Consider the following 24,208-nt stretch of genomic DNA (forward strand, 5'->3'; position numbering starts at 1 on the left):
GAAACAGCCGACTTTGGTCGGCTGTTTTTTTATTGGAACAAAACATCATGAATCATCAAGTTGACGAAGCCGACGTCGTTTTTACTGCGATCCGCGCGCAGGGCGCGGGTGGGCAGAATGTTAATAAAGTCTCGAACGCGGTGCATTTGCGCTTTGATATTCGGGCCTCGCGTTTATCGGATGAGTTAAAAAACCGCCTGCTGCATTGGCCAGACCAGCGCATCAGCAAGGACGGCGTCATTATCATCAAGGCACAATCTTCGCGCAGTCTCGAAGCCAATCGGTATGAAGCTTTGCAACGCCTGCAAGCGTTGATCGACCAAGTTGCACATAGACCCAAAGCGCGTCGTGCGACCAAGCCGAGCTGGGGCTCGCAACAAACGCGAATGGATAAGAAAAACCAGCGCGGCGCAATTAAATCGCAGCGCGGGAAAGTTCGCATCGATTGAAGTGGCTGAAACTGCGTACAATGGCGTTTTAGCAATGAGAACCACGCCATGAGCAACGACAATCCAGCAGCAATCCGTCTTTCAAAACGCATGGCGGAATTGGGGCTTTGCTCACGTACGCAGGCCGATGTGCTGATTGCCGAAGGACGAGTTCAGGTCGACGGGCAAATCGTCGACGTGCTCGGTAGCCGCGTGCTGCCGCATCAGGACATCAAAATCCTTGAAACCGATATGCTCAGCAGCATGCTTGCCCCCGGCGATAAAATAACGGTGTTGTGGCATAAACCGGCTGGCGTCGCCGTCTGGCCGGGCGAGGAATACACGCAGTTTTTTGTGCCGGAAAATCGTGCTGCAGATGATCGTTCGGGCATTGTCTGGTTGAAAAAACATCGCTCACGTCTGGTTACGCCATTGGGGCTGGATGCTGATGCAACCGGGCTGGTGCTGCTAACGCAAGATACGCGTTTGGCGGGCAAGCTGGCGCAGGTCAATGATTATGAGCAGGAGTATCTGGTCTGGCTCAATGAAATCGCCAGCGAAAGCCAGATTGAAGCGATGAATGCAGTCAAAATGTTTGACGAAACGCCGATCAAGGGCTGGAAAACCAGTCGTCAGAGCGAGCAGCAATTGCGGATGGTGATTCGGGCTAATGCCGAAGGCATCGTGCCTGATTTATGCGATGTCGCTGCTTTGACCGTGAAAGCGTATAAACGCATCCGGATTGGTAGCCTGCCATTGGGCGCTTTGGCCGAAGGACAGTGGCGTTATTTATTGCCCAATGAAAGAATTTGATGGGTATTGCTCTGTACCTTTTGTTGAACAACGCTTCTGTTTATATACCCTGCTGATGTTTGGCTTCGATTTGCTCGCGGATCAGCTGATTAAAGGCCTGCACCCATTCGGCTGAAAATTGTCGATCACTCGCGTTGATTTCGGCAATCGCTCGTAGCGTTGATTTTTGCTGGCCGCGATGGCTGTGTTTGAGCAAGATGGCTTCGAAAGCATCAACAATCGCCAGTATTTTTGCGCCGTCACATATTTCGTTTTCCTGTAATTGCTGCGGATAGCCGTTGCCGGTGACAGTTTCATGATGCTGCAGAATCATCTGCGTTGCCGGCTGCCAGCCGACAAAACGATTGGCAATTTCTGCGGCCCATTGCGGATGGCGCTGCAATTGTGCCATTGCCGTTGTCGAGAGTTTTCCCGGCTGCAGCCAGAGTGAGTCGGGAAGAAACATCATGCCGATATCGTGCAAATAAACGGCTGCTTCAAGCTGCTCTGGGTCTACCCGATTGCCGGCAATTTTATTGGTTGCCAGTGCATAGTGCAGATTCCGTTCGGTGCGCCCGGCAAAGAGCGGCGAGTGTGCTTCCAGCTGTAGTGCCAGCTCGCGGAAAAAAACCAGATCCTGATGCAGGGCGGTGCTGCTGCGCTCCTGAAATTGCGGTTGATAATTTTTATTGAGTGTCTGATTGGGTTTGAAGCCGGTGACCGCTTCGATCAGCCGCAAAGTGGCTGCTTTGATTTGCTCTTCAGGCTGCTCGGCCAGATGGTTCATTCCGCTGGTGAGTGCCATCAGCGAGAGTGACGCCAGCGTTTGTCGCTGACTCAGCAGCTCAATGGACTGTTCCAGCCGGTCTAGCGTCAGTAACAATACTTCGGCCAGCGCATCGTTAAATGAAATTTCGCCGGCGCGCATTCTCGCCAGCAGCGTTTCGGCACCATGCACGATAGGGATGACAAAACTGAGCCGGCATAGGCCTGCATCACCCTTGATATTGTGGAATTCACGAAACAGATTGGTGATCGTGGTTCGGTCATCAGGCTGGTGTCTCAATCGAGCAATCAGCGCTTCAATTTGCGGGGCATGATCGGCCAGACCGTCGCGAAAATCCTGAAATGAATCCCAGTCTTCGATATACGGATTGACCAAATTGATGCCGCTTTGCTCGAAAGAGTTCATTCGATATCCTTTGCCAAAATAGTGTGTTCCGCTGAGGCCATTGTTCGCATCTGGCTTGAGTTCTGTGCTCCAATACCGAGACAGGGCGCATGAAAGTGATCGCTTTCTTTTTATAGTCTTATAATGCGGCGCAACGCATATTTTTGGAGCAAGCATGACCTCATGCAATGTTTTGACCCCGATTCAAGTTCGGGTGCTGGGCGTATTAATCGAGAAAGAGCGCACCGTGCCAGACACCTATCCATTGACCTTGAATAGTCTTTTGGCCGGGAGCAATCAGAAAAGCAGTCGGGATCCGGTGATGGAACTCACCGAATCGGATTTGATTCATGCGCTGGATGAATTGAAAAGTGAGGGCTGGATTGCCGATCATCTGAGTGGTCGCGTCGCGCGCTATAGCCAGCTGTTTGGCAAAGTGTTGCAAATTCCCAGCCAGTCTGTCGCTGTACTCGCAATCCTGATGCTGCGTGGTCCGCAGACGGCGGGCGAGTTGCGCAATAATTGCGAGCGCCTGCATCGTTTTTCCGATATTTCAGCGATTGAAGCTTTTCTGCACGAACTGGCCGAGCGCAGCGCCGGAGCCTTGGTGACTTTATTGCCACGCCAGCCGGGTGAGCGTGAACCACGTTGGGCACATTTACTTTCGGGTGAGGTCGATCTGGCGGCTTTGCCAACGCGTAGTGCTGCTCCGGATCCAAGTGGACTGCAAGCCAGAATCGAGCAGCTTGAGGCCGATCTGGCTGCATTGCAAGCCGAGTTTGCGGCATTAAAATCCCAACTGGGCGACTAAAGGTGAAGTGGGGCGAATATCAGCAGTGGTAATTATGCGATTTTGCTAAAAATTTGTCGTTTTCGTGCAAAAAGTGCTTGCCAGCTCTGCTGGGCTCGGCGAATATATACAGCGCAGGATCTTCAAGCAGTGGATGTGTTTGTCGTAGTGGCTAGTCCGTACCGCAGTGCTTTCCCTTGATTTTCGTGCATCTTTTATTTATTCCGCATTTTAGGATACGAAAAATGGCACAAGGTACCGTTAAGTGGTTCAACGACTCTAAAGGCTTCGGCTTTATCACTCCAGACGAAGGCGGCGAAGATCTGTTCGCTCACTTCTCACAAATCGTTTCTAAAGGTTTCAAAACCTTGGCTGAAGGTCAAAAAGTTTCTTTCGAAGTAACTACTGGCCCTAAAGGCAAACAAGCTTCTAACATTCAACCTCTGTAATTCAGAGCTGAATTTTCAAGCTAGTAGAAAACCCGGCATTGCCGGGTTTTTTGTTGTCCTCAAAAATTGAAGTATTCATTGGTTTTCCGGTTTTTTACCCTTGATCGGCGCATAAAATTGACGGATTTGAGCCATATCGGATTCGATATCTCCCGTCGGATAGAATATCCCGCCGCAGCCGCCTACTTTGCGTTCAAAGTCCAGATAACCCAGCACGATCGGTAATTGACTACCGAGCGCAATATAGTAAAAACCGGTTTTCCACTTCTCGACTTTTTTGCGTGTCCCTTCTGGAGATATTGCGACGACCAGTTGTTCGTGTTGTTGATAAATCTGAACCATTTGCTCGACCAGCGAATTGGCTTGTCGCCTATCGACCGCAATACCACCCAGCCAGCGTGCAATCGGTCCCAAAGGGCCGCGAAACAGCGTGTGTTTACCCATCCAGTAAAATTTCTGTTTGCAGGCACAACAGATCGCCAGTGCCACCGGAAAATCCCAGTTGCTGGTGTGGGGAGCACCGATCAGCACGTATTTATCGAGCAGGGGGAAATCACCTTCGATTTTCCAGCCGCTCAAACGCAAGGCCAGCCGCGCAAGAAAGGGGCTGATGTTGCGCAAAATCGGCGTATCGAAAATCGTGTGCTGCATTATTTTGGGATGGTCTTGTTGACTAGTTTGCTCATCAGGTTATTCATGCCGCTTTTGCGCTGTTTTTCCTGTGCGCTGGCGGTACCAAACCGATCCGGCGTGCTGGCACCGTGCAGATCATTGTGTAGTTTTTCTGCTTTGCGCTTTTCCAATTCGTACTTTTTCATCGTCATGCTGGTTTTCCTTAATCTAGAGGGCGTATTCTACGGATTAGTCTCCATAAAGTCCTGAAAAACGATGAATCTGGCAGAACTCTCAATCAAGGTACGGCAATTTGCCGACGAGCGCGACTGGCGAAAATTTCATAATCCGAAAAATCTGGTGATGGCAATGTCGGTCGAAATGGCCGAGCTACTTGAGCATTATCAATGGCTCACACCCGAACAGGCCGCACACTTGGATGTGGATGAGCAATCGCCCATTGCGCAGGAAATGGCTGATGTGATGCTGTATATGCTGCGTCTGGCTGATGAGCTGGGCATTGATATGGAAGAGGCACTCTTGCATAAAATGCAGCTCAATGCGCAAAAATATCCGGCTAAGTAATTCGATGTATATGCTTGTAGACCAATCAGATGTTTGATTTCAAGGCTATACCCATCATAAATTGGAGATTTTAATGGTCAGCAGTGTCATTTCCGATATGGACGGCGTGATTTACCGCGGCAAGCAGTTGATTCCCGGAGCGAACGAATTTGTGCAGAAACTGCTGGCGGATAAAACGCCGTTTCTGTTTCTAACCAATAATGCCGAACAAACGCCGCTCGATTTAAAACTCAAACTCGAATCGCTCGGCATTCATGGGCTGACTGAAGATAATTTCATCACCAGCGCGATGGCGACGGCCATGTTTTTGCGTCAGCAAAAAGAGCGCGCCAAGGTGTACGTTATCGGCGGTGGCGGCCTGATCAACGAGCTGTATAACGTCGGTTTTTCGATTTCCGAATCGAACCCGGATTATGTCGTCGTCGCCAAATCGTCGACTTTCAGCTTTGAGCAATTGAAAAAAGCCGTGCGCTTTATCGACCACGGCGCCAAATTCATCGGCACCAACCCGGACATGATCGACCCGGTTGAAGGCGGCAACGAGCCGGCGGCCGGGACGATACTGGCGGCGATTTCAGCTGCAACGGGCAAAAAACCGTATATCGTCGGCAAGCCCAATGCGCTGATGATGATGCTCGCCAGCCGCAAATTGGGCGTGCATCCGGAAGAATGCGTGATGGTCGGCGACCGGATGGATACCGACATCGTTGGCGGCATGGAGGCCGGAATGAAAACCGCACTGGTGCTCTCTGGCGTTACGACAACAGCCATGCTCGATGATTTTCCGTATAAACCCGATTATGTTTTTAACCATGTTGGCGAGATTGATTTCAAAGCCTTGTAAATGGTTATAATCATCGGTTTTTTGAGTGCGAGAGTGCGATGAAATTTGAGCATCTGGTTCAGATTAATGACCTGCTACATCCAACTGCGGTGCCGCTGACGCGAAACCAGCTCTGGCAAGGGCTGGTCTATCGCGCCGAAGCGCCGATGGCTTTTGTCGAACACATCGATGAAGCTGAAATTCTATTGCGGCATGAAAGCGGCATACATCGCCGGGTGCTGATGGGTAAACTCGAAGTGATCGACCATATTCATTACGAACATGAAGTCTCGGTGCATTACGATACCCAGCCTAGCGAATTGCATCTGGGCGGGCAGATGTGGATGTATATCGAAGAGCCGCAAGCCGGGGCTTTGTTTGTGCGCTTTATCTATGAAACGCCGCACCCGGAAGACAGCGACCCCGAGCTGGATAAATACCTGAGCTATTTAAGGTCGGCCTGGCAGGAGGCCGATATTGATACAGTGCGGGAAATTCGCCATCTTGCCGATAGTGGCAAACTGGGCTGATAAAAAGGGGCATTCAGCCCCTTTTTTTTATGCTCTTTTTCGAAGCAGGAAAAAGAGGATTAGACCCAGTAAGCCCAATGCAATGGCGCTGCCCAGATTGATGGCGCTAAAAATGGTTTTTGGTGTATAGCTGGCAGGCACTTTTACCGAAATGACGCCGGCAACTTTGCCCAGTTCATAGCCATAACCTTGCGTAGGGTATAGGCGGCTGACCGCATAAGGCGCTTTTTCCGGTGATTCGTGACAGCGCATGCAGGCGGTTGTCGCAATCAGGCCACGTGCGTACAAGGTTGAGCCATTGCGCACTTCCGAATATTCGGTCGTATTATTTTCGCGCATATGCCGGATGGCCGCGCTTTCAAATGCTGTCGGGCTATTTTTACTGTTCATGAACTTGTCCGACGTGATGCGATAAGTCGTTTTGTCTTTCTCGCTACTCATCATGTCGGAAATTTCACGCTGTATCAGAGCCGGGTTTTTCAGATGGAAGTTCAACGAGATGGAAACATCTTCACCGTGAGTGACTGAGTTGTCATCATTGGCGAGTGTGGCCGTCAGGGTGTCCAGATGTGAGCCAAGATCGACCACATCACCTTTCGCTTCCTTGATCCAGATGCCGCGATATTGTGAGGCCCACTTGCCAATATGCTCAACCATATTGGCAATGGTACGAGCCTGATTTAATTGCTCGGTCTGATAGATCGATTGGCCAATCAGAAATGTGCTGCTGAGTGAAAGCAAAATGATAATCAATGCTTTGCTGGCGGTGCCAAGATGCATCAGTCTCTCCCTTTATAATTGTCAATCCGACTCTGTCGGATAGGGGAAAGATTGTATTGCAAATCAGGATGTGTTGCTGATGAAAATAGTCAGCAATATATAAGAATATTGTTATATTTTGTCAGTCAGGCTTCGCCACCACCTTTCTTCATGACCTTGCCTTCTGCGGCGCGCTGGCGGCGGACTTCTTTCGGGTCGGCAATCAGAGGGCGATAGATTTCGACGCGATCTTTCTCGCGCAGCACGGTATCGAGTTTGACTGCTTTGGCAAAAATGCCGATTTTCTGCGTGGAGAGATCGATCTCGGGAAATTCAGCCAGAATGCCCGATTTTTCGATTGCAGTTTGTGCAGTGCTGCCAGCAGGCACTTTGACCGTGAGCAGTTTTTGTTTGGCTGCAGTGGCATAAACCACTTCAACATTGATCAGCGGGCTGGAATTCATGATGTTCATCCGTATTTACGGTCGGCTTCCTTGACAAAAGCATCGACAAAGGTGGAAGTGATTTTGCCAAAAACCGGACCGATCACGGTGCCGATGGTGCGGCTGGAGAATTCGTAATCAAGCTCGAATTCGATTTTGCAAGCGTCTTCCAGTAAAGGCGTAAAGCGCCAGATGCCGGTTAAGGCCTGAAACGGGCCATCGACAAAATGCATGATGATTTCGTTGTCACGTTTTTCATCGCGGGTGCGGAAAAAACTGCTGATTTTCAAAAACTCGATTTTGACCGTGACATCAAGGATGGTCTCCGATCTTTCGTGAACTTCGATCCCGCCGCACCAGGGTAAAAAGCGGGGGTAATCTTCGACACGATCAACAAGTTCGTACATCTGCTCGGCAGAGTGGGGGACTAATACTGATTTACGGACGGACTGCATGGTCATCAAGGGGGAGGCAGAGTAAAATGATCGTCCTGCGAAGCCCATCCAATGGCGCTACGCGTTAAAATCACCGTTTGCAACAGATTGTCTGCGACAAACTTCCGCCAAAAAAGTGAAAATGAACGAATATCCTACCGAGCTAGTTCGTGACGTGCAAGCCGAATACCATGCCGCATCGCAAGTCGATGAGACGGCGACTTACCGTATTCCGCCACATTCGGTCGAAGCCGAACAGTCCGTGCTGGGCGGTTTGATGCTCGAAAATACCGCTTTTGATCGCGTAGCCGACATTATTGGTGATCAGGATTTTTACCGCGAAGACCATCGCCGCATCTATCAGGCGATTATCAAACTGATCGAGCACAACCGGCCAGCTGACGTGATTACGGTCAAAGAGTCGCTCGATACGACCAACGATCTGTCGTATGTCGGCGGTTTGGCATATCTGGGCTCCTTGGTGCAGAACACGCCGTCCGCAGCCAATATCCGCCGTTACGCCGAAATCGTCCGTGAAAAATCGGTTTTGCGCCAGCTCTCCGGGGTGGCGACCGAAATTGCCGATGCGACTTTTTTCCCCAATGGGCGTGATGCCAAACAGATTCTCGACGAAGCCGAATCCAAAGTGTTCCAGATCGCCGAACAGTCGGCCAAGGGGCAGCAGGGCTTTCATACGATGCCGCCGATTCTGAAAGAAATCGTCGAGCGTATTGATTATTTGTACCAGCAGGACAATCCATCCGAAGTGACCGGTACACCAACCGGTTTTATTGATCTCGATAAAATGACTTCGGGTCTGCAAGGTGGCGATCTGATTATTGTTGCCGGTCGTCCATCGATGGGTAAAACGGCATTTTCGGTCAATATCGCCGAGAATGTCGCGATCAATAGCAAATTGCCGGTGGCGATTTTCTCGCTTGAGATGGGTGCGGCGCAGCTCGGGATGCGTATGGTCGGCTCGGTCGGCAAAATCGATATGCACAAGCTCAAAACGGGTCGTTTTGAGGATGAAGACTGGCTCAAGCTGACGCACGCGGTTGGCAAATTATCCGAAGCACCGATTTTTATCGAAGAGGCGGGTGCCCTGACCGCACTGGATATTCGTACCCGTTCGCGCAGGCTGGCGCGGCAATGTGGCGGCCAGCTTGGCCTGATCGTGATCGACTATTTGCAATTGATGGCAGGGCGCGCCGGCGCGAAAGACCAGAACCGGGCGAGTGAGCTGGGCGAAATTTCGCGTTCACTCAAAGGTCTGGCGCGCGAATTGAAATGCCCGATTATTGCGCTTTCGCAGTTGAGCCGTTCGGTCGAACAACGTACCGACAAGCGCCCAATGATGTCCGATTTGCGCGAATCGGGCGCGATCGAGCAGGATGCGGATTTAATTATGTTTATGTATCGCGATGAATACTACAACCCGGATAGCCCGCATAAAGGTCTGGCCGAATGTATTCTCGGCAAGCACCGTAATGGTCCGGTTGGCCGGATTCCGCTGGTCTTCCAGGGCATGTATTCGCGCTTTGATAATGCGCTGATGCGGCCGGACGACTGGAATAGTGATCTGGAATAAGTAGCAAGACAAAAGCTCCCACGCTTCGTTGCCGCGTCTCGCCGTACTACTCGTACTGTCTTCGACTTTGCGCCTTGCGTGAAAACTTTTGTAGCATTATTTTATCCGGAGCAAAGAGAGCCATGAAACACATCACGCATTTTTCCCGCGACATCGCCCCCACTTTTGATCAGCCCAGGCCGGATCGGCGGGTGAGTGGCAATCCGCAGCGCACGACATGGGAGCATTATGTTTCCGCAGATGGCATGCTGTCGTGCGGGATCTGGGCTTGCGAGGTCGGCAGCTGGAATATCCGCTTTGCTGACGACAAGGAAGAGTTTTTCTCTGTCGTCAGCGGCGAAGTACGCCTGGTGGATGAGGCTGAGCAGGGCATCACAGTCAAGGCGGGCGAGGCTGCGGTGATTCCGGCTGGCTTTGTCGGCCGGTTCGAAGTGATTGCGCCAGTGCGTAAATATTTTGTTGTGTTCGACCGGTCTGCATGCCGGTCATGAGTCAGTCATGAAAAAAATCCAGCATTTTTTCCGTTCAATCAATCAGACGCTGGAAGGTGATTTTTCCGGAATCGAGGAGCAGAAGCTGCCGGCCCAGCCATCGGCGGAAGCGTCGCCACCTGCCGAGCCTCAGACTTTCGATGAACAGGAAAAAGATCCGATTTTCGAGCGGGCACTGACACCGGTCGTCGATGCGGCTGGGCGTGGAATGGACTCGCTCAAGTCGCTGATCAGCCCGGTGGCTGAGCGGATTGGCGAGAAAATGACCGAACAAATGGGCAAGGTCAGTGATGCGCTGCATCATGCCAAACCGCATTTTCCCAAACCCAGCCTGCCCAAGTTCAAGGCTGCCAAAAATACTGCGGTGCAACGCGCTGAGCCACGTCTGGTTTTAAATCAGCCTGCGCCGCGCAATACTGCACCTGCGCGGGCTGAGTCCGTACGAGTCGAACCGGTTCTCGAAAATAAACCCGATGTGGCCGATTTGCGTTGGGGAGAACGGCCTTCGGTCAGGGCTGCAAAGACTCAAGCCAGCGAAACCTCCGCCAAACCATTAATTCGTCACGAGGGGTATCAGCATGTAGCCCAGTCTGAATATGATCTGCTGGGTAATACCCCGGATGATATTGATGAAGCAATTGCACCAGCTCCACTGCTGCCCGTCGAGCAAGTCCGACGCCCTGATCGCAGTGTTCACCGCCCGTCCCCAGCCCCGGCTCAGCGTCCATTGCCGACGCTGGACATGAATCAGATCAAGCAGAATCTGGAGCAAAGCCAGCGCAAACTGACCATCGAAGGCGCGAAAATGCCCGAGCGCAAAGCGGTCGACCCTTTGCCGGTGATCGACCCGGCCGAAGTGCGCGAGCGTTTGCAGGACATTCATCGTGGTCGTCGACCCAGCCCGAAAATTACGCCACGCACGCGCCAGCACACTGCGACAGAAAGCAAAGTGCCGCCAGTGAAAAAGCGGGATGAACCCGTTCGCAGCACGCCGCCATTAATGACCGCCCAAGCGGTTCGCGCGCCCGCACCCGAAATTATCCGTGTTTTTCAGGCCACTCCGGCGGTAGCCAAACCGGCTTCACCGCCTCAGCCTATACCGGTCTATGTCAACGAGCTGGCCGATGTCGGTCCGCCAATCGAATTTGATCTACCAGCTCCAGCACCCATTGCCGAATCAGACGATCCGCCGATGCTGACTAATGTCACGGTTCCCGTGATCAAACCAACGGCTGCACAACTGGGTTACAACCCGGCAGCGGTGCTGGCGCAAAGTTCACTGCTCGGTATGGCGATTATTCCCGAACATAGCGAACTAGGGGGGTATATTCAGCAAGCCATTGAGGAAACTCCTCGATTGGGATATACCAGCCAGAGTATTGGGCAGCCGTTCTTGCCGCAGACCGTACAGCAGGCCGGTATCGAGACTGTAATACCCGCTCAGCCAGCGCCAGCATTGCAACGCCCGCAACAATTTACTCGCCCCGATCAGCTTGCATCGGCACCAGCTCCGAAACCAGCCGATGGCTGGCGGACTGAAGACGGCCTGTGTCTGCCGTTGGAATTACTGCGGCCAGCCACCGTGCAGGCCATTACCGTCACGCAGGAAGACCTGATCGAACGCAGCATCTTGATCGAAGAAAAACTCAACGAATTCAAAGTAAAGGTAAGTGTGCTCGACGCTTACGCAGGTCCGGTGATTACGCGTTTTGAAGTCGAACCGGCAACCGGGATTCGTGGTGCGCAGGTCGTCAATCTGGCCAAAGATCTGGCGCGCTCGCTGGGGCTGGCTTCGGTACGCGTCGTCGAGACGATTCCGGGTAAAACCTGCATGGGGCTGGAGTTGCCGAACCCAACGCGGCAAATGATCAGGCTGTCCGAAATCCTGTCTGCGTCTGAATACAAGGGGCAGGTATCCCCTCTGACCATCGCACTGGGCAAGGATATCAGCGGTATACCCGTCGCAACCGATCTGGCCAAAACGCCGCATATGCTGGTCGCGGGTACAACCGGCTCGGGTAAATCGGTCGGTGTGAATGCGATGATTTTGTCGATTCTGTTTAAAGCGACGCCGGATGAAGTGCGCTTTATCATGATCGACCCGAAAATGCTCGAATTGTCGGTCTATGAAGGCATTCCACATCTGCTCGCGCCGGTCGTGACCGATATGAAACTCGCCGCGAACGCGCTGAACTGGTGTGTTGGCGAGATGGAAAAACGCTATCGGTTAATGAGCGCGCTGGGCGTGAGAAATTTAGCCGGTTACAACCAGAAAATTGCCGAAGCGGAACGAGCTGGCCGTAAATTGAGTAATCCGTTTACCTTGACGCCGGATGATCCGGAGCCGCTCGAACATCTGCCGATGATCGTCGTTGTCGTCGATGAATTTGCCGATCTGATGATGGTCGCGGGTAAAAAAATTGAGGAATTGATCGCACGGCTGGCGCAAAAAGCGCGCGCAGCGGGGATCCACCTGATTCTGGCAACGCAACGCCCGTCGGTCGATGTGATTACCGGGCTGATCAAGGCCAATATCCCGACTCGATTGGCGTTTCAGGTGTCGAGCAAAATCGATAGCCGGACGATTCTCGATCAAATGGGCGCTGAGGCTTTATTGGGGCAGGGCGATATGCTGTTTCTGCCGCCGGGAACTGGCTATCCGCAACGGATTCACGGTGCTTTTGTCGATGACGCCGAAGTGCATTGCGTCGTTGAATATCTGAAGCAATTGGGTGAACCAAACTATATCGAAGGCGTGCTGTATCCGGCCGGTGAAAATGATGGCGGTTTTGCCGGTGCAGGCGAGGGCGAAGACGCCGACCCGCTGTACGACGAAGCCGTTGCGCATGTGGTTCGCAGCCGCCGCGCGTCGATTTCGGCGGTGCAGCGGCAGTTCAGGATCGGTTATAACCGCGCCGCGCGCCTGATCGAGCAAATGGAAGCCGCCGGGATTGTCAGTGGGATGGAAAGCAACGGCAACCGCACTGTTATCGCGCCATCGCATGATTAACGCTGATTCATTGCTTTAATGACAAAGCCACCGCGCTCTTGTTGCCCGCAGTGTTTGCGCGGCTGACAGTCCGGTCTGACGGAAAAATGCTGCTTATACTGCCTTATCGGTTTGATCGAGCAAGGCGGGAATATGGCGATAAAAAAGTTCAACTTTCTGTTGCTGGCGATGCTGTCTGTCCCGGCCTGGGCGCAAGAGCCGTCGATGTTCAAGCTGGTTAAAGATCCCTCGGTCGGAATGCCTTCGCTCCAACTTGGGTACTGGACTGCTTTAGACTATCACCAGCGTGATTGGCATTCGAATACCTTTATGCTGCGTTCTATCATCCCGTTTCAATGGGGTGAGCAAAATCATATTATGCGGATTTCGGTGCCGATCGCGATCAGCCATCCGGTTTTGGGTGATGGCCTGGCCGATACCTCGATTTTTGAACTCATGGTATTTGATCAGGACTGGGGACGTTTCGGTCTGGGCTTTTATGGCCTGTTGCCAACCGGCGGCAGCGAGCGCGGTGCCGAGCAATGGGCATTTGGCCCGGCCCTGGGGATAGAATTTCGCTCGCCGGGGCTGTTGTGGGGGCTGTTCAATCAAAATGCCTTTACCGTCGCTGGCGATGATCAGCGTCAGCCAGTCAAGATCAGCTTGTTGCAACCCTTCGTAACCTGGCAGCTCGGTGACGGCTGGAGTGCACATTTATCGGAAATGCAATTTAGCTACGATTGGGAAAATCGCCGCTGGCGTAATCTGCCGCTGGGATTGGGCATCTCCAAAACACAAAAACTGGACCGCGTTCCGGTGCAGTTTAATCTGCAATACGAACATAATTTTGCAGATAAAGTGGTCGCGCCGGCGAATACCATCCGCTTTAATGTCAGGTTTTTTCTACCTGATTGAGCGATTTGTGCAAATTCTGGGTATTTGATTTGCTTGATTTAGTGATTGATTTAAAAGGAGTTTGTCTTGGCTTATGATGGTGGGGTGTTGTTTTTGTGCGATGCACAAAAAATACTTGACATCAGGTTTGATCAAGATAAGAATGGCGTTATTGCAGTGCAACATTAACGGAGATAAAACCATGTTTAACGCACAAAAACAATTTGCAGACCTGAGCCAAGCTAACCTCGAAAAATCATTGCGCCTGACCAATATCGCTTTGGCTGGTGCCGAGCGTTTGTTCCAGTTGCAACTGAGCATCGCTCGTGACTTGCTGGCTGAAAACGCAGAAACTGCCAAATCACTGGCACAAGTTAAAAACGTACAAGATCTGGTTGATCTGCAAAAAACTCTGTCTCAGCCAGGCGTTGAGAAAACGATCGCTGTGGCACGTACTGTTTACGAAGCAGCCAGCAGCACTCAGACAGAACTGAACAAACTGATCGAAGAACAAGTTCTTGAATTCAACAAAAACCTGGTTTCGTCCTTGGATCAAGCTGCGCAACAAGCACCAGCAGGCAGCGCTGCAGTGAGCATGATCAAATCTGCAGTTGAAAGCGCGAACACCGCATTCGACACAGTACAAAAAACCAGCCAGCGTATCGCTGCCAACCTGACCGAAGCGACTGTTGCTGCGGTTGAAACTGGCGCGAAAACCGTTGCTGCTGCAACTAAAGCAGGCAACAAAGCTGCTTAATTGATTTCTGCTCGAAATCGAAAAAAGCCACACTGCGGTGTGGCTTTTTTATTGCGCTGCGGCTGATTCTCCCGCCCTCTATCTGCCCGACATACGAATCACGCTATGATTTGCAGATGAAAAAAATCCTCCTATTGCTCTGTTGTCTATACCAGTCACAGGTATTGGCTGCTGGCGCTTATTCAATGAGCTGTACAGCCAGATACCCTGATGGTTTCACATCATTCGCCTATGTAAACCCGCAGGCGAAAAAAGGCGGCGAACTGGTTTTGCCTAACCCGGACCGGCGTAGCAGTTTCGATTCGTTCAATCCTTTCATCATCAAGGGGCTGCCCGCCGCCGGGCTCGGCGCGCTGATGTTCGAATCACTCGGCACAATGAGTCTGGACGAAACGGCGACGATGTATGGCCTCTTGGCCAGCGATATTGCCGTCGCCAGCGATGGGCTGTCGGTGACGTTTACATTGAATCCCAAAGCGCGTTTCAATAATGGCGACTCAGTCACCGCGCTCGATGTGAAGCACAGCTTTGATACGCTCAATAGCAAACTCGCCGCGCCGCAATACATGTCGCAACTCGGTGACGTAGCCGATGTTGATGTGCTTGACGCCAGAACGATCCGCTACCGTTTTAAAACGCCCAATCGCGAATTGCCGCAAATCGTCGGCTCGCTGCCGGTGTTTTCAAGGAAGTGGGGCCAAGAGAAAAATGGAGTGACTAAGGCGCTGGACAAAATTGCCCTCGAAGCGCCGATCACCAGTGGCCCGTACCGGATTGCGGATTACAAAATTGGCCGCACGATTACGTATCAACGCCGCGCTGACTATTGGGGCGCACAGCTGCCAACGCGGCTCGGGCAATACAATTTCGACCGCGTGACTTATCGCTATTATCAGGACGATGTCGCACGGCTCGAAGCTTTCAAAGCCGGCGAATTTGACTTCATTACCGAATACAGCGCACGCAACTGGGCGCGGCAGTATCAGGGGCCGAAATTTCGCAGTGGCGACATCATCAAGCGCGAGCTGCGCCACCATAACAGCAGCGGCATGCAGGGCTATGTGATGAACATCCGCCGCCCGCAATTTACCGACATTCGCGTGCGGCAGGCTTTGGGGCTGGCGCTCGATTTTGAATGGCTGAACCGCCAGCTGTTTTACAGCCAGTACACGCGGCTGAATAGTTTTTACGCCAATGGCGAACTCGCTGCTAGCGGCAAGCCTAGCGAGGCGGAGCTGGCTCTGTTAAAGCCACTGGTGAAAGATTTGCCCGCTACGGTGTACAGCGAATTACCAGCGCCACCGAATACAAACCCGCCTGGCTCGCTGCGCGATAATCTGCGTCAGGCACGCGAGCTACTCAAACAGGCGGGCTGGACTTATCGCGACGGTGCGCTGCGTAACGCCAAAGGCGAGCTGTTTACGTTTGAAATTCTCGACGACGGCGGCGCGATGGCGCGCGTCTTTCCGCCGCTGGCGCGCAATCTGGCCAAGCTGGGCATTACCGCCACGCTGCGCAATATCGACTTCGCGCTGTATCAGCGTCGGCTCGACGCCTTCGATTTCGATATGACGGTGCTGCGTTTCCCCGACGTGCAAAGCCCGGGGCAGGAATTGCTCGACTATTACGGCAGCAAAGCGGCTGATGTGAAGGGTAGCAGTAACGTCATCGGCATCAAAAACCCCGCCATTGACGCGCTGATTGCTCATGTATTGAAAGCGCAGAACCGCCAGCAGCAAATCACCGCAGTCCACGCGCTCGACCGCGCTTTACTGGCCGGCCACTACATCATTCCGCACTGGTACAGCGCCACGCATCGCGTCGCATGGCGGGATAGCTTTGCGATGCCGAAAGTGATGCCGCTGTATTATCAGGCGGGGGATTGGATGCTGGCGACGTGGTGGGTGAAATGATGGCTATGCATGAAAAAGCTCAGTTGAATGACGTATTGGGTAAGTTAATTTATGGTTTAGTTGTTGCTACGGTTTTATGCGGATTGTTTGTTTTCTTCGGTTTCTTGGCTGCGCTACTTATTTTTGGTGGAGGGGTCTTAGCCTTTATTTTTCTATTAATTGGTTTCCCGATTTTGTGGAAGGGCTTGCAATATTTAAAGAGGAAACTGATTGTTAAGCGGCATGAGGATCTTTGCCTGGGGTATCGGTGGAAGCTAGTTGTGGTTTTTGTTTATTTAATTTTTGGCGGATATTATATAGTTACTCATTTTATTATTGAAAAACCAAGCGTAATTTCCGTGTTGCATCAGGGGAGGAGTGATGCAATACAGATCGTTTTTCCATATTGTAATGAAAATAGAAATATAACCTTTAAAGAAAAGACGGATTGGTTGTCGCTGAGAGGTGTATGGCAGGCCGATGGACAAAAACTGTTATGTCAGGAAGAAGACCAAAAAGAAATTTATGGGTCAATAACTTTATCGACTCTTGAAATAAGTTCTGTAGCAGAAAACGCAAAAAAATATCCATCTGGTATGACTCAGTTCGATAAAATTAATAAAGACAAAATTCGTTTGATTGAAGAAAGGAATGGCGCCAAAGTTTACCGTGAAATTCTTGCGGGAAATCGGAGTGCTAAGGAAATAATTGTTTTCCAAGCTGACGATGGTGAATTTGTGGTAGTTCAGTATTTGCTTGCGCTGCCTAATAATAAATATATTTATCATCGATTTGATAGTGAACGGGAGGTGGAGTTTTTCTTGAGGTATTCTGGGAATAATATTGGGTTTTATAGGCAGTTTGATCAGAATGCAATGAAATATCTGCGCTCATTGGTGAAAAAATAGCACGTAGGTCGGATGAGCCGCAGGTCTTATCCGACTGTTGTGATGATTTGAGCTGGATTGGCGGTTGTGCGCCGCGGCACTGACTTTCTTTGCTTCGCCAAAGAAAGTCAGCAAAGAAAGGCGACCCGGGCGAAAAGCGCTCCGCGCTGCCCTTGCAGCGTCGTGAGCCAAACATAAAGCCGTTTGTCTCTCTCCTCGCCGCGGTTTTCGCTACACGGGAATTCAAGCCCCAGACCGACCAGCACGATATATACCTGCCGTGGTGTTGCTTTGGAGGCTACTTAAATATTGAACTCTAGCGATATACCCGTTTGATGAGTTTAACTTTGTTTGAAACGAACTACGCTCGTTGGGCTAGGGCTTGATCCCCTGTATCTGCGCCGAACGAGGAGCGGGCGGGGCGGGGTTTCGGTTGCGCCTGTTTTGTTAAGCGCAACCGCCGCCTCGATCCGTCCGCAGTGAGGGAATCCCGCGTAGCGGGACGCAGATGCCGGGGGCGCTTTTCTTTGCCTACTTTCTTTGGCGAAGCAAAGAAAGTAGGTGCTGCGGCGCATAGCCGCCAATCCCTGTTAAATAAATGAATGTTCTGTCGGATAACGCCTTCGGCTCATCCGACCTACAAAATGCATAGGAAAGATATGCTGCAATACATCCTCAAACGCCTGCTGCTAATGCTCCCGACACTCTTCGGCGTACTATTGGTGAGCTTTGTTGTGATCCAGTTTGTCCCCGGTGGGCCGGTTGAGCAGATGGTGTATCAGCTTAAAGGCCGCGGGGCAGCTGAATCCGCAGGCAATACCTCGGCAGGTACTTCGGGTGGGGCGTATCAGGCCGCACGCGGTTTGAGTGAGGAACAACTGGCGCAAATTAAAACCCAGTATGGTTTTGATAAACCGGCGCATGAGCGTTTCTGGCTGATGCTGAAAAACTACGCGAGTTTTGATCTGGGCGAGAGCTGGTTTCGTCATGCCAGCGTGACCGAGCTGATCCGTGAAAAACTGCCGGTGTCGATGAGTCTGGGGATTTCGAGCTTGCTGCTGACGTATTTAATCGCCGTTCCGCTCGGCGTGGCCAAAGCTGTGCGGCATGGGTCGCGCTTTGATGCTGCGACGACTTTGCTGCTGATGGTCGGCTACGCGATTCCTTCTTTTGTGCTGGGCGTTGTGCTCTTGGTGCTGTTTGGCGGCGGCTCGTTCTGGGCGGTTTTCCCGCTGCGCGGGCTGACGAGCGACGATTGGGATACGCTGTCACTGGCAGGCAAGGCGATGGATTTTCTCTGGCATCTGGCCTTGCCGGTGACGGCGATGGTTGTGGCCGGTTTTGCCAGCCTGACGATGCTGACCAAAAATGCGTTTCTCGAAGAAATCCACAAGCAATACGTCACGACGGCGCGCGCCAAGGGCGCGTCGGAAGCGCGGATTTTCTGGCGGCATATCCTGCGTAATGCGGCCTTGCCACTGGTTGTTGGTTTGCCCGAGGCGATTATTGGCGCGTTTTTTACCGGCAGCCTATTGATCGAAACGCTGTTTTCGCTCGACGGGCTGGGCTTGCTGTCGTATGAATCGGTGCTGCGCCGCGATTATCCGGTGGTGCTGGGAACGCTGTATTTTTTTACCTTGCTGGCCTTGGTCGGGCGTTTATTGTCGGACCTGTGCTATGTGCTGCTTGATCCGCGCGTACAGTTTGGGGCGGTGGGGGAGAGGGTATGACAACTGATCTTAAATTCTCTGGCGGTACAGAAGTCCCCGATATTGCAGAAATCCCCGACGTTACAGAAATCCCCCCTAGCCCCCCTTTTTCAAAGGGGGGAATGTCTTCTGCGCAAGGTTATTGGTCGCGCGCTTGGGCGCGCTTCAAGACGCAGCGTCGCGCTTATGTCTGCCTGTGGCTGTTTGTTGCGTGTTTTGTGGTCAGTCTCGCCGCCGAGCTGGTATCGAACGACAAGCCCTATGTCGTCAGCTATCACGGCGAGTTGTATTTCCCGTTGTTCAAGGACTATCCCGAGACGACTTTTGGTGGCGATTTCCCAACGCCGACCGATTATCTCGACCCGTTTATTCGCGAGCAGTTGGGCAAGGGCGGCAACTGGGCGATTTTTCCACCCAATCGCTACGGCGTTAATACCTTGAATTACTTTGCCAGCAGCCCGAATCCGGCGCCACCCTCCGGCGAGAACTGGCTTGGCACCGACGATAAGGGGCGTGATCTGCTTGCGCGACTGATTTATGGTTTCCGGACTTCGGCTTTATTTGCGCTGGCGCTGACGATCACCGGCTCATTGCTCGGCATGCTGATCGGCGGCGTACAGGGCTATTTTGGCGGGCGGATTGATCTGTTCGGCCAGCGGGTGTCCGAAATCTGGGCGTCGTTGCCTGAGCTTTACCTGCTGATCATTTTTACCGCGATTTTCGAGCCGAGTTTGAGTTTGCTGCTGATTCTGATGACCTTGTTCGGCTGGCTGGGATTGGCCGATTACACGCGCGCCGAATTCCTGCGCAATCGCCAGCAGGAATATGTGCTCGCTGCGCGGGCGATGGGGCTTTCAAACTGGCAGATCATTCATCGGCACGTGTTGCCCAATAGCCTGACGCCGGTGCTGGCTTTTCTGCCATTCAGGATGGGCGCGGCGATCTTGGCGCTGACCAGTCTGGATTTTCTTGGCTTGGGCGTCGGGCAGCAAACGGCGTCGCTCGGCGAATTACTCGCGCAAGGCAAGGCCAATCTCGATGCGTGGTGGATTTCGGTATCGACTTTTATCGTATTGCTGGGATTGATGCTGATGCTGGTGCTGATCGGGGAAGGGTTGAGAGCAGCGCTGGATCCAAGGGCGAAGTCTTGATTGTGGGTATTTCTATGAGGCCCTTATTGAGTAAGGTTCTTGGTTGCATACCCATAGCTAGTATTTCATCTTTATCTTCATATTAAGGCGCTGTAATCTTTGCTGGGCAAGGCCAATAGCTCGGCCAGTTCAGCCAGCAAATCCAGTAACTCCTGATGCGAACCGGTCAGCCTGCACAGTGTCAAGGCCGGTTTTTGGTAGCTGAACAGGATGATTTTGCCGGTATGCGGGGGAATGGGGTTTTCAGCACGGACATGATTGAAATCATGATCTGCATAAATGAAGGCGTAGTTGGCGACGGGCAAGGGCTTGCTGCAATGAATGCGCTTGTGACCCAACCAGTATTCGCGGAATAGCGTACGCTGGTTAGCGTCAAAACGGGTTACCAGACGAGGAACGAGCCAAGGTTTCCACGGAGATTGGTAAATCATGCAGATAGCACCAATGACGATGGTGAGCAGCATTGCTCCGGTTTTGCCCAGAGTTTCCAGAAGCCACCAGACCCACTGTGTTGCCAGCAAAGCCAATACCAAAATACCCAGAACTTTGTAAATGCCGCTGAGCTGCAACTGTGGGGGCTGGCTGCGTCGCTGAAAGTAAGGAATATTCATTTACCAAGCTTGCCACTGATGATTTTTCTGATCGGCGTCGGAATCCCCGCCGCCAGTGCATCCTGAATATCAAACCACTGGCTTGTTCCTTCGTGCAGCGCAATGCTGCCAAGCGCATACGCCGGTTGCGGCGTGATCGTCAGTTTGTAGTGCGTAAACACATGCACAAAGTCGGGCAGGGCGGGTTCCAGCTCGATATGGAGGCCGAGTTTTTGCGCGGCGATTTCGCCCGCTGCGAGTGTGCTTTCGACTTCGGGCAAACTCCACAGCCCGCCCCAGATGCCACTGGGCGGGCGTTTTTCGAGCAGTATTTGCCCAGCGTCGTTGCGGATAATCAGCATCACAGTGGATTTTTCCGGCACGGCTTTTTTGGGTTTGGGCGTCGGTAGCTCGCTCTGGCGATTGCTCAAACGCGCCTGACAATCCGCATTCATTGGGCAAGTCAGAGGATTGCTCACACAGGGCGGTTTTTTCGGCGTGCAGATCGTCGCTCCCAGATCCATCAAGCCTTGCGTGTACGCTTCGATTCCTGATTGGGGGAGCAGGGCATTGGCCAGTTCCCACAGCTTGTTTTCAACTGCTTTGACGCCCGGATAACCTTCAATTCCGGCCCAGCGCGTCAGTACGCGTTTGACATTGCCGTCGAGAATCGCTGCGCGCGTGCCGTACGAAAAAGCCGCAATCGCTGCTGCAGTGCTGCGCCCGATACCGGGCAGCTCGGCGACGAGCGCCGGGTCGCTCGGGAATTGCCCGGCGTATTGCGCGACGACAGCCTGCGCGCATTTGTGCAAATTACGCGCACGGGTGTAATAACCCAGCCCGCTCCACAGCGCGAGCACATCGTCGAGCGGCGCGGCGGCCAGATCGAAAATCGTCGGGAATTTGGCGAGAAAGCGCGGGTAATAGTCGAGAACGGTGGTGACCTGTGTCTGTTGCAGCATGATTTCGGACAACCAGACTTTGTAGCCGTCAGCCACTTGCCACGGCAGTCCGTGGCGGCCGTGTTCCTGCTGCCAGGCGATCAATCGTGCGGAAAAATCGCTCATTTCTTGGCCGGCTTGGGTGTCACTTTGGATGCGGGTTTTTTCTTCTGTCCGGCTTTTGCTGCGGCTTTTTCCTCGGCTGCTTTGCGCTCGGCCTCGGCGCGCTGTTGAGCTTGTTCGGCTGCACGCGCTTTGGCTTCCTGTTCGGCTTGCTGCTTGGCGAGAATCTGCTCTTTCAGGCTGGCGTAATCGGCCTTGTATTCGGGAGCGCTGAGCGGGCCGCTAAAGGAAATCGGCAGTGTAAGACCGCTTAGGCCTGATAATTCGGGGACATTTGGATTGGCGCTGGCTTTCATTTTGTAATCAATCAGCCCGGCGCCCAGATCAATCTGGCCGCCGCCGGTCAGTTGCAAAATGCCTGCGTTGACATTCAGATCGTGGCTGCTGGCAATGCCATGCTTGAGTTGCCAGCTGGCCTGTAATGCCGAAAATTGCGTCCGTGCATCCTGACTGCTGGCGGGGGCCTGGCCATTCATCAGCTTGATTTGCTGGCTGGCGGTGCGCAACAGCGCCGGAATATCGATGCCACGTATCGCGCCCTGTTTCAGGCTGACTTTGACATTACCACCGGCAGTGCGGCGCAGGTCGGACAGTTTTTTACCGATAGCAGCAACATCGACCGTAATATTGCTGCGGCCTTCGAAACGGCTGGTGTCGAGCACGTCGGTGAGCAAGGTATTGATATTCATATTGTCCAGCGTTTGCTCAAGCCGGAAATAAGTCGATGGTTTGCGCGCGTCAATTTCGGCGCGGCCATTCAGACGTCCTTCATACAGCGTCGCCGACAGCGGATCGAGCACCAGGCGCCGGTTGCGCGCGATCAGGGTCATTGCCAGATCGTCGATGTGCATGTTTTGCAGCACCAGCTCGCCAATCTTGATCGAGCCGATGGCATTGAGGTTTTCCAGCCACCAGAAATCCAGCGGAGTCTGATCGTCGACTTTCTTGGCTTCTTCGGTCACGACAGGCAGGTAGGGAGTCAGGTCGAGCTTGTCCAGCTCGAAATTGATGCTGTACTGCGGAACGATAAAACTATCCAGATTGAACTGGGCTTTGAGCTGCTCGCCATCGAGTTTGCCTATTCCGTCCAGACTGAGCGTTTCATAGCGCAAATCCAGATCGCCATGCCCTTGCAATTGCAGGCTGACATTGCCGCGTGGCAAGTTGCGGTTGGTGTAATGGCCGGACAGCTGGTAATCGAGCAAGCGAGCCAGATGACCACGACTGAGCTCGAGCGGACTATTGAGCTGCAATGCCAGGTTTTGTTCCGGGCTTTTGAATTTAACCGAAATTTGCGCCGTATCGGTGCGCAGGAAGCTGCCATGTGCACCGCCCAACGTTGGAATGGTTGTTTTGGCGCTAAATTCGGTGCCCTTGTCTTTCATGGCCAGATCAAACTTCAGCCGGTTGAGATTGAGTGCGCTATCTGTGAGGTGGATTTCGGGAATATCGAGCGTGCTCGACCAGTTTTGTCCGGCACGTTGCGCGCTGGCGTTGATTTTCATATCCCCGCCGGTCATGCGCAAGGGCTGCCAGCTGTAATTGAGATTGCCGGTCGCTTTGAGTGTGGCGTTTTTGACCTGTAACTGAGCAGCGCTTTCGCCGCGCTGCTGGATATCAAACTCAATATCAGCTACCCGCAAAGTGCGATCTTTTTCCAGATAACGCATTGCCGCATGGCCGGTAATTTCACCTTGCCAGCTAGGGGTCTGGTGTTTTTTACCGAGTGAGAGCTGGCCGAGCAGCACCAGATTGCCTTTGCTCGGGTCAGTCAGTTGATCCATGGTCAGGTCAAGTTGCGACAAATGGATGGCTTCACCCAGAAAATCATCCTGCCAGCTCAGGCTGGCCTGATCAAAACTCAGCTTGTCGAGCGCTAACTGGGTTTTATTGCTGTGTGGGCGCAGCAGGTCTTCGAAGTTGTAAGTGCCATCGCCATTGCGGATGATATTGAGTTCGGGCTGATCGATTTCGATGGCATGGACGACGGCCTGAGCACGGCTGAGCAAGGGCCAGAGCCGGAAAACGACCTTGATCCGCTTGGCGTGGGCAAAAACGGTACTGCTTTGCGGTTCGGTCAGCGTGCTGTCGTTGATCAGAATGGCGGGTCGGGGGAGCAATACCAGATGCGCGCTGCCGCGGATATTCATGGTACGGCGGGTATCGAGCTGAATCTGGCTGATGATTTGCTGACGTAGCGAATCAAAAGATAGGAAATACGGCACTACTCCAAAGAGGAAAGTGAACGTAATGATCAAGAGTAATAAAATCCGTCCAGGACGGGAGTGGCGCAAATCCATAAGCCAAGCTATCTATACCTGCGAATCGGTCGATTATCCATAAGAAAGCACTTAAACAAAAGTGCGATCTGTAATTT

Annotated in this window: 25 protein-coding genes; 16 read left to right on the top strand and 9 right to left on the bottom strand. The window is 52.6% G+C overall.

Translation table 11 applies throughout. The annotated features are described in order from the left end of the window. Window positions 1–47 precede the first annotated feature (47 nt). A complete protein-coding gene (gene arfB / locus ACG2XO_RS10395; RefSeq protein ID WP_410497914.1) occupies window positions 48–449 on the top strand; it encodes an alternative ribosome rescue aminoacyl-tRNA hydrolase ArfB in 402 nt (133 codons plus the stop codon). Between the two features lie 48 nt (window positions 450–497). Beyond that, window positions 498–1,241: a S4 domain-containing protein gene (locus ACG2XO_RS10400; RefSeq protein ID WP_410497915.1), complete on the top strand. Its 744-nt coding sequence runs from the start codon at window positions 498–500 to the stop codon at window positions 1,239–1,241. A gap of 40 nt (window positions 1,242–1,281) precedes the next feature. Here the strand turns inward: ACG2XO_RS10400 and ACG2XO_RS10405 are convergent, their stop codons facing one another. Beyond that, on the bottom strand, window positions 1,282–2,412 hold the full coding sequence (locus tag ACG2XO_RS10405; RefSeq protein WP_410497916.1) for an HD-GYP domain-containing protein: 1,131 nt from the start codon (window positions 2,410–2,412) through the stop codon (window positions 1,282–1,284). 154 nt (window positions 2,413–2,566) lie between these two features. On the opposite strand from ACG2XO_RS10405, the gene ACG2XO_RS10410 reads away from it, so the two are divergent. Beyond that, a complete protein-coding gene (locus tag ACG2XO_RS10410; protein ID WP_410497917.1) occupies window positions 2,567–3,202 on the top strand; it encodes a YceH family protein in 636 nt (211 codons plus the stop codon). Window positions 3,203–3,426: 224 nt separating this feature from the next. After that, a complete protein-coding gene (locus ACG2XO_RS10415; protein WP_157670506.1) occupies window positions 3,427–3,630 on the top strand; it encodes a cold-shock protein in 204 nt (67 codons plus the stop codon). Window positions 3,631–3,705: 75 nt separating this feature from the next. On the opposite strand, the gene ACG2XO_RS10420 is transcribed toward ACG2XO_RS10415, so the two are convergent. Together ACG2XO_RS10420 and ACG2XO_RS10425 are read right to left on the bottom strand one after the other, a co-directional pair. Continuing rightward, window positions 3,706–4,281 carry a lysophospholipid acyltransferase family protein gene (locus tag ACG2XO_RS10420; protein ID WP_410497918.1) on the bottom strand — a complete coding sequence of 192 codons (576 nt, stop codon included), beginning with the start codon at window positions 4,279–4,281 and terminating at the stop codon, window positions 3,706–3,708. Then, entirely contained in the window at window positions 4,281–4,454 is a 174-nt protein-coding gene (locus tag ACG2XO_RS10425; protein WP_410497919.1) for a hypothetical protein, read from the bottom strand. Before ACG2XO_RS10425 ends, ACG2XO_RS10420 begins: the two co-directional genes overlap by 1 nt. A 64-nt stretch (window positions 4,455–4,518) precedes the next feature. On the opposite strand from ACG2XO_RS10425, the gene ACG2XO_RS10430 reads away from it, so the two are divergent. From ACG2XO_RS10430 to ACG2XO_RS10440, 3 genes are all read left to right on the top strand, one after another. Then, entirely contained in the window at window positions 4,519–4,827 is a 309-nt protein-coding gene (locus ACG2XO_RS10430; protein WP_410497920.1) for a nucleotide pyrophosphohydrolase, read from the top strand. Window positions 4,828–4,900: 73 nt separating this feature from the next. Then, window positions 4,901–5,671, top strand: a complete 771-nt coding sequence (locus tag ACG2XO_RS10435) for an HAD-IIA family hydrolase (RefSeq protein ID WP_410497921.1) — start codon at window positions 4,901–4,903, stop codon at window positions 5,669–5,671. Between the two features lie 38 nt (window positions 5,672–5,709). Next, complete coding sequence (locus ACG2XO_RS10440; RefSeq protein WP_410497922.1) at window positions 5,710–6,180, top strand: SRPBCC family protein; 471 nt, start codon at window positions 5,710–5,712, stop codon at window positions 6,178–6,180. Between the two features lie 27 nt (window positions 6,181–6,207). Here ACG2XO_RS10440 and ACG2XO_RS10445 read toward each other — a convergent pair whose 3' ends face one another. From ACG2XO_RS10445 to ACG2XO_RS10455, 3 genes are all read right to left on the bottom strand, one after another. Continuing rightward, window positions 6,208–6,960, bottom strand: coding sequence for a DUF3365 domain-containing protein (locus ACG2XO_RS10445; protein WP_410497923.1), 753 nt, complete (start codon window positions 6,958–6,960; stop codon window positions 6,208–6,210). A gap of 125 nt (window positions 6,961–7,085) precedes the next feature. Continuing rightward, window positions 7,086–7,403: an RnfH family protein gene (locus ACG2XO_RS10450; RefSeq protein WP_410497924.1), complete on the bottom strand. Its 318-nt coding sequence runs from the start codon at window positions 7,401–7,403 to the stop codon at window positions 7,086–7,088. Window positions 7,404–7,408: 5 nt separating this feature from the next. Continuing rightward, window positions 7,409–7,837, bottom strand: a complete 429-nt coding sequence (locus ACG2XO_RS10455; protein ID WP_410500252.1) for a type II toxin-antitoxin system RatA family toxin — start codon at window positions 7,835–7,837, stop codon at window positions 7,409–7,411. 121 nt (window positions 7,838–7,958) lie between these two features. On the opposite strand from ACG2XO_RS10455, the gene dnaB reads away from it, so the two are divergent. The 9 genes from dnaB to ACG2XO_RS10500 all read left to right on the top strand — a co-directional run bounded on the left by dnaB (window position 7,959) and on the right by ACG2XO_RS10500 (window position 20,177). Next, window positions 7,959–9,407, top strand: a complete 1,449-nt coding sequence (dnaB, locus tag ACG2XO_RS10460; RefSeq protein ID WP_410497925.1) for a replicative DNA helicase — start codon at window positions 7,959–7,961, stop codon at window positions 9,405–9,407. 122 nt (window positions 9,408–9,529) lie between these two features. Further along, window positions 9,530–9,898 carry a cupin domain-containing protein gene (locus ACG2XO_RS10465; RefSeq protein ID WP_410497926.1) on the top strand — a complete coding sequence of 123 codons (369 nt, stop codon included), beginning with the start codon at window positions 9,530–9,532 and terminating at the stop codon, window positions 9,896–9,898. A 7-nt stretch (window positions 9,899–9,905) separates the two neighbouring features. Then, the gene (locus ACG2XO_RS10470) at window positions 9,906–12,908 is read left to right on the top strand and encodes a DNA translocase FtsK (RefSeq protein WP_410497927.1); all 3,003 of its coding nucleotides are present in this window, start codon (window positions 9,906–9,908) and stop codon (window positions 12,906–12,908) included. Between the two features lie 132 nt (window positions 12,909–13,040). Beyond that, window positions 13,041–13,802 carry a hypothetical protein gene (locus tag ACG2XO_RS10475; RefSeq protein ID WP_410497928.1) on the top strand — a complete coding sequence of 254 codons (762 nt, stop codon included), beginning with the start codon at window positions 13,041–13,043 and terminating at the stop codon, window positions 13,800–13,802. Window positions 13,803–13,983: 181 nt separating this feature from the next. Beyond that, the gene (locus tag ACG2XO_RS10480; protein ID WP_410497929.1) at window positions 13,984–14,538 is read left to right on the top strand and encodes a phasin family protein; all 555 of its coding nucleotides are present in this window, start codon (window positions 13,984–13,986) and stop codon (window positions 14,536–14,538) included. Window positions 14,539–14,654: 116 nt separating this feature from the next. Next, entirely contained in the window at window positions 14,655–16,451 is a 1,797-nt protein-coding gene (locus ACG2XO_RS10485) for an extracellular solute-binding protein (RefSeq protein ID WP_410497930.1), read from the top strand. Then, window positions 16,421–17,338 carry a hypothetical protein gene (locus ACG2XO_RS10490; RefSeq protein WP_410497931.1) on the top strand — a complete coding sequence of 306 codons (918 nt, stop codon included), beginning with the start codon at window positions 16,421–16,423 and terminating at the stop codon, window positions 17,336–17,338. The genes ACG2XO_RS10485 and ACG2XO_RS10490 overlap by 31 nt, the downstream gene beginning before the upstream one ends. Before the next feature lie 638 nt (window positions 17,339–17,976). Beyond that, entirely contained in the window at window positions 17,977–19,047 is a 1,071-nt protein-coding gene (locus ACG2XO_RS10495) for a microcin C ABC transporter permease YejB (protein WP_410497932.1), read from the top strand. A gap of 101 nt (window positions 19,048–19,148) precedes the next feature. Next, window positions 19,149–20,177: an ABC transporter permease gene (locus ACG2XO_RS10500; RefSeq protein ID WP_410500253.1), complete on the top strand. Its 1,029-nt coding sequence runs from the start codon at window positions 19,149–19,151 to the stop codon at window positions 20,175–20,177. Window positions 20,178–20,254: 77 nt separating this feature from the next. Here the strand turns inward: ACG2XO_RS10500 and ACG2XO_RS10505 are convergent, their stop codons facing one another. Genes ACG2XO_RS10505 through ACG2XO_RS10515 form a run of 3 tightly spaced genes read right to left on the bottom strand, consistent with a single transcriptional unit; the run spans window position 20,255 to window position 24,056 of the window. Further along, the gene (locus tag ACG2XO_RS10505) at window positions 20,255–20,788 is read right to left on the bottom strand and encodes a hypothetical protein (RefSeq protein WP_410497933.1); all 534 of its coding nucleotides are present in this window, start codon (window positions 20,786–20,788) and stop codon (window positions 20,255–20,257) included. Continuing rightward, entirely contained in the window at window positions 20,785–21,834 is a 1,050-nt protein-coding gene (mutY, locus tag ACG2XO_RS10510) for an A/G-specific adenine glycosylase (RefSeq protein ID WP_410497934.1), read from the bottom strand. The genes ACG2XO_RS10505 and mutY overlap by 4 nt, the downstream gene beginning before the upstream one ends. After that, on the bottom strand, window positions 21,831–24,056 hold the full coding sequence (locus ACG2XO_RS10515; protein WP_410497935.1) for an AsmA family protein: 2,226 nt from the start codon (window positions 24,054–24,056) through the stop codon (window positions 21,831–21,833). Before ACG2XO_RS10515 ends, mutY begins: the two co-directional genes overlap by 4 nt. Between the last annotated feature and the right edge of the window lie 152 nt (window positions 24,057–24,208).

This window comes from Chitinibacter sp. S2-10 (assembly GCF_046530675.1).
Lineage (GTDB): Bacteria > Pseudomonadota > Gammaproteobacteria > Burkholderiales > Chitinibacteraceae > Chitinibacter.

What these genes read in the sequence shown, in the direction of transcription:
- arfB (WP_410497914.1), top strand. Translation starts at nt 48, where the DNA reads ATGAATCATCAAGTTGACGAAGCCGACGTCGTTTTTACTGCGATCCGC.
- ACG2XO_RS10400 (WP_410497915.1), top strand. Translation starts at nt 498, where the DNA reads ATGAGCAACGACAATCCAGCAGCAATCCGTCTTTCAAAACGCATGGCG.
- ACG2XO_RS10405 (WP_410497916.1), bottom strand. Translation starts at nt 2,412, where the DNA reads ATGAACTCTTTCGAGCAAAGCGGCATCAATTTGGTCAATCCGTATATC.
- ACG2XO_RS10410 (WP_410497917.1), top strand. Translation starts at nt 2,567, where the DNA reads ATGACCTCATGCAATGTTTTGACCCCGATTCAAGTTCGGGTGCTGGGC.
- ACG2XO_RS10415 (WP_157670506.1), top strand. Translation starts at nt 3,427, where the DNA reads ATGGCACAAGGTACCGTTAAGTGGTTCAACGACTCTAAAGGCTTCGGC.
- ACG2XO_RS10420 (WP_410497918.1), bottom strand. Translation starts at nt 4,281, where the DNA reads ATGCAGCACACGATTTTCGATACGCCGATTTTGCGCAACATCAGCCCC.
- ACG2XO_RS10425 (WP_410497919.1), bottom strand. Translation starts at nt 4,454, where the DNA reads ATGACGATGAAAAAGTACGAATTGGAAAAGCGCAAAGCAGAAAAACTA.
- ACG2XO_RS10430 (WP_410497920.1), top strand. Translation starts at nt 4,519, where the DNA reads ATGAATCTGGCAGAACTCTCAATCAAGGTACGGCAATTTGCCGACGAG.
- ACG2XO_RS10435 (WP_410497921.1), top strand. Translation starts at nt 4,901, where the DNA reads ATGGTCAGCAGTGTCATTTCCGATATGGACGGCGTGATTTACCGCGGC.
- ACG2XO_RS10440 (WP_410497922.1), top strand. Translation starts at nt 5,710, where the DNA reads ATGAAATTTGAGCATCTGGTTCAGATTAATGACCTGCTACATCCAACT.
- ACG2XO_RS10445 (WP_410497923.1), bottom strand. Translation starts at nt 6,960, where the DNA reads ATGCATCTTGGCACCGCCAGCAAAGCATTGATTATCATTTTGCTTTCA.
- ACG2XO_RS10450 (WP_410497924.1), bottom strand. Translation starts at nt 7,403, where the DNA reads ATGAATTCCAGCCCGCTGATCAATGTTGAAGTGGTTTATGCCACTGCA.
- ACG2XO_RS10455 (WP_410500252.1), bottom strand. Translation starts at nt 7,837, where the DNA reads ATGCAGTCCGTCCGTAAATCAGTATTAGTCCCCCACTCTGCCGAGCAG.
- dnaB (WP_410497925.1), top strand. Translation starts at nt 7,959, where the DNA reads ATGAACGAATATCCTACCGAGCTAGTTCGTGACGTGCAAGCCGAATAC.
- ACG2XO_RS10465 (WP_410497926.1), top strand. Translation starts at nt 9,530, where the DNA reads ATGAAACACATCACGCATTTTTCCCGCGACATCGCCCCCACTTTTGAT.
- ACG2XO_RS10470 (WP_410497927.1), top strand. Translation starts at nt 9,906, where the DNA reads ATGAAAAAAATCCAGCATTTTTTCCGTTCAATCAATCAGACGCTGGAA.
- ACG2XO_RS10475 (WP_410497928.1), top strand. Translation starts at nt 13,041, where the DNA reads ATGGCGATAAAAAAGTTCAACTTTCTGTTGCTGGCGATGCTGTCTGTC.
- ACG2XO_RS10480 (WP_410497929.1), top strand. Translation starts at nt 13,984, where the DNA reads ATGTTTAACGCACAAAAACAATTTGCAGACCTGAGCCAAGCTAACCTC.
- ACG2XO_RS10485 (WP_410497930.1), top strand. Translation starts at nt 14,655, where the DNA reads ATGAAAAAAATCCTCCTATTGCTCTGTTGTCTATACCAGTCACAGGTA.
- ACG2XO_RS10495 (WP_410497932.1), top strand. Translation starts at nt 17,977, where the DNA reads ATGCTGCAATACATCCTCAAACGCCTGCTGCTAATGCTCCCGACACTC.
- ACG2XO_RS10500 (WP_410500253.1), top strand. Translation starts at nt 19,149, where the DNA reads ATGTCTTCTGCGCAAGGTTATTGGTCGCGCGCTTGGGCGCGCTTCAAG.
- ACG2XO_RS10505 (WP_410497933.1), bottom strand. Translation starts at nt 20,788, where the DNA reads ATGAATATTCCTTACTTTCAGCGACGCAGCCAGCCCCCACAGTTGCAG.
- mutY (WP_410497934.1), bottom strand. Translation starts at nt 21,834, where the DNA reads ATGAGCGATTTTTCCGCACGATTGATCGCCTGGCAGCAGGAACACGGC.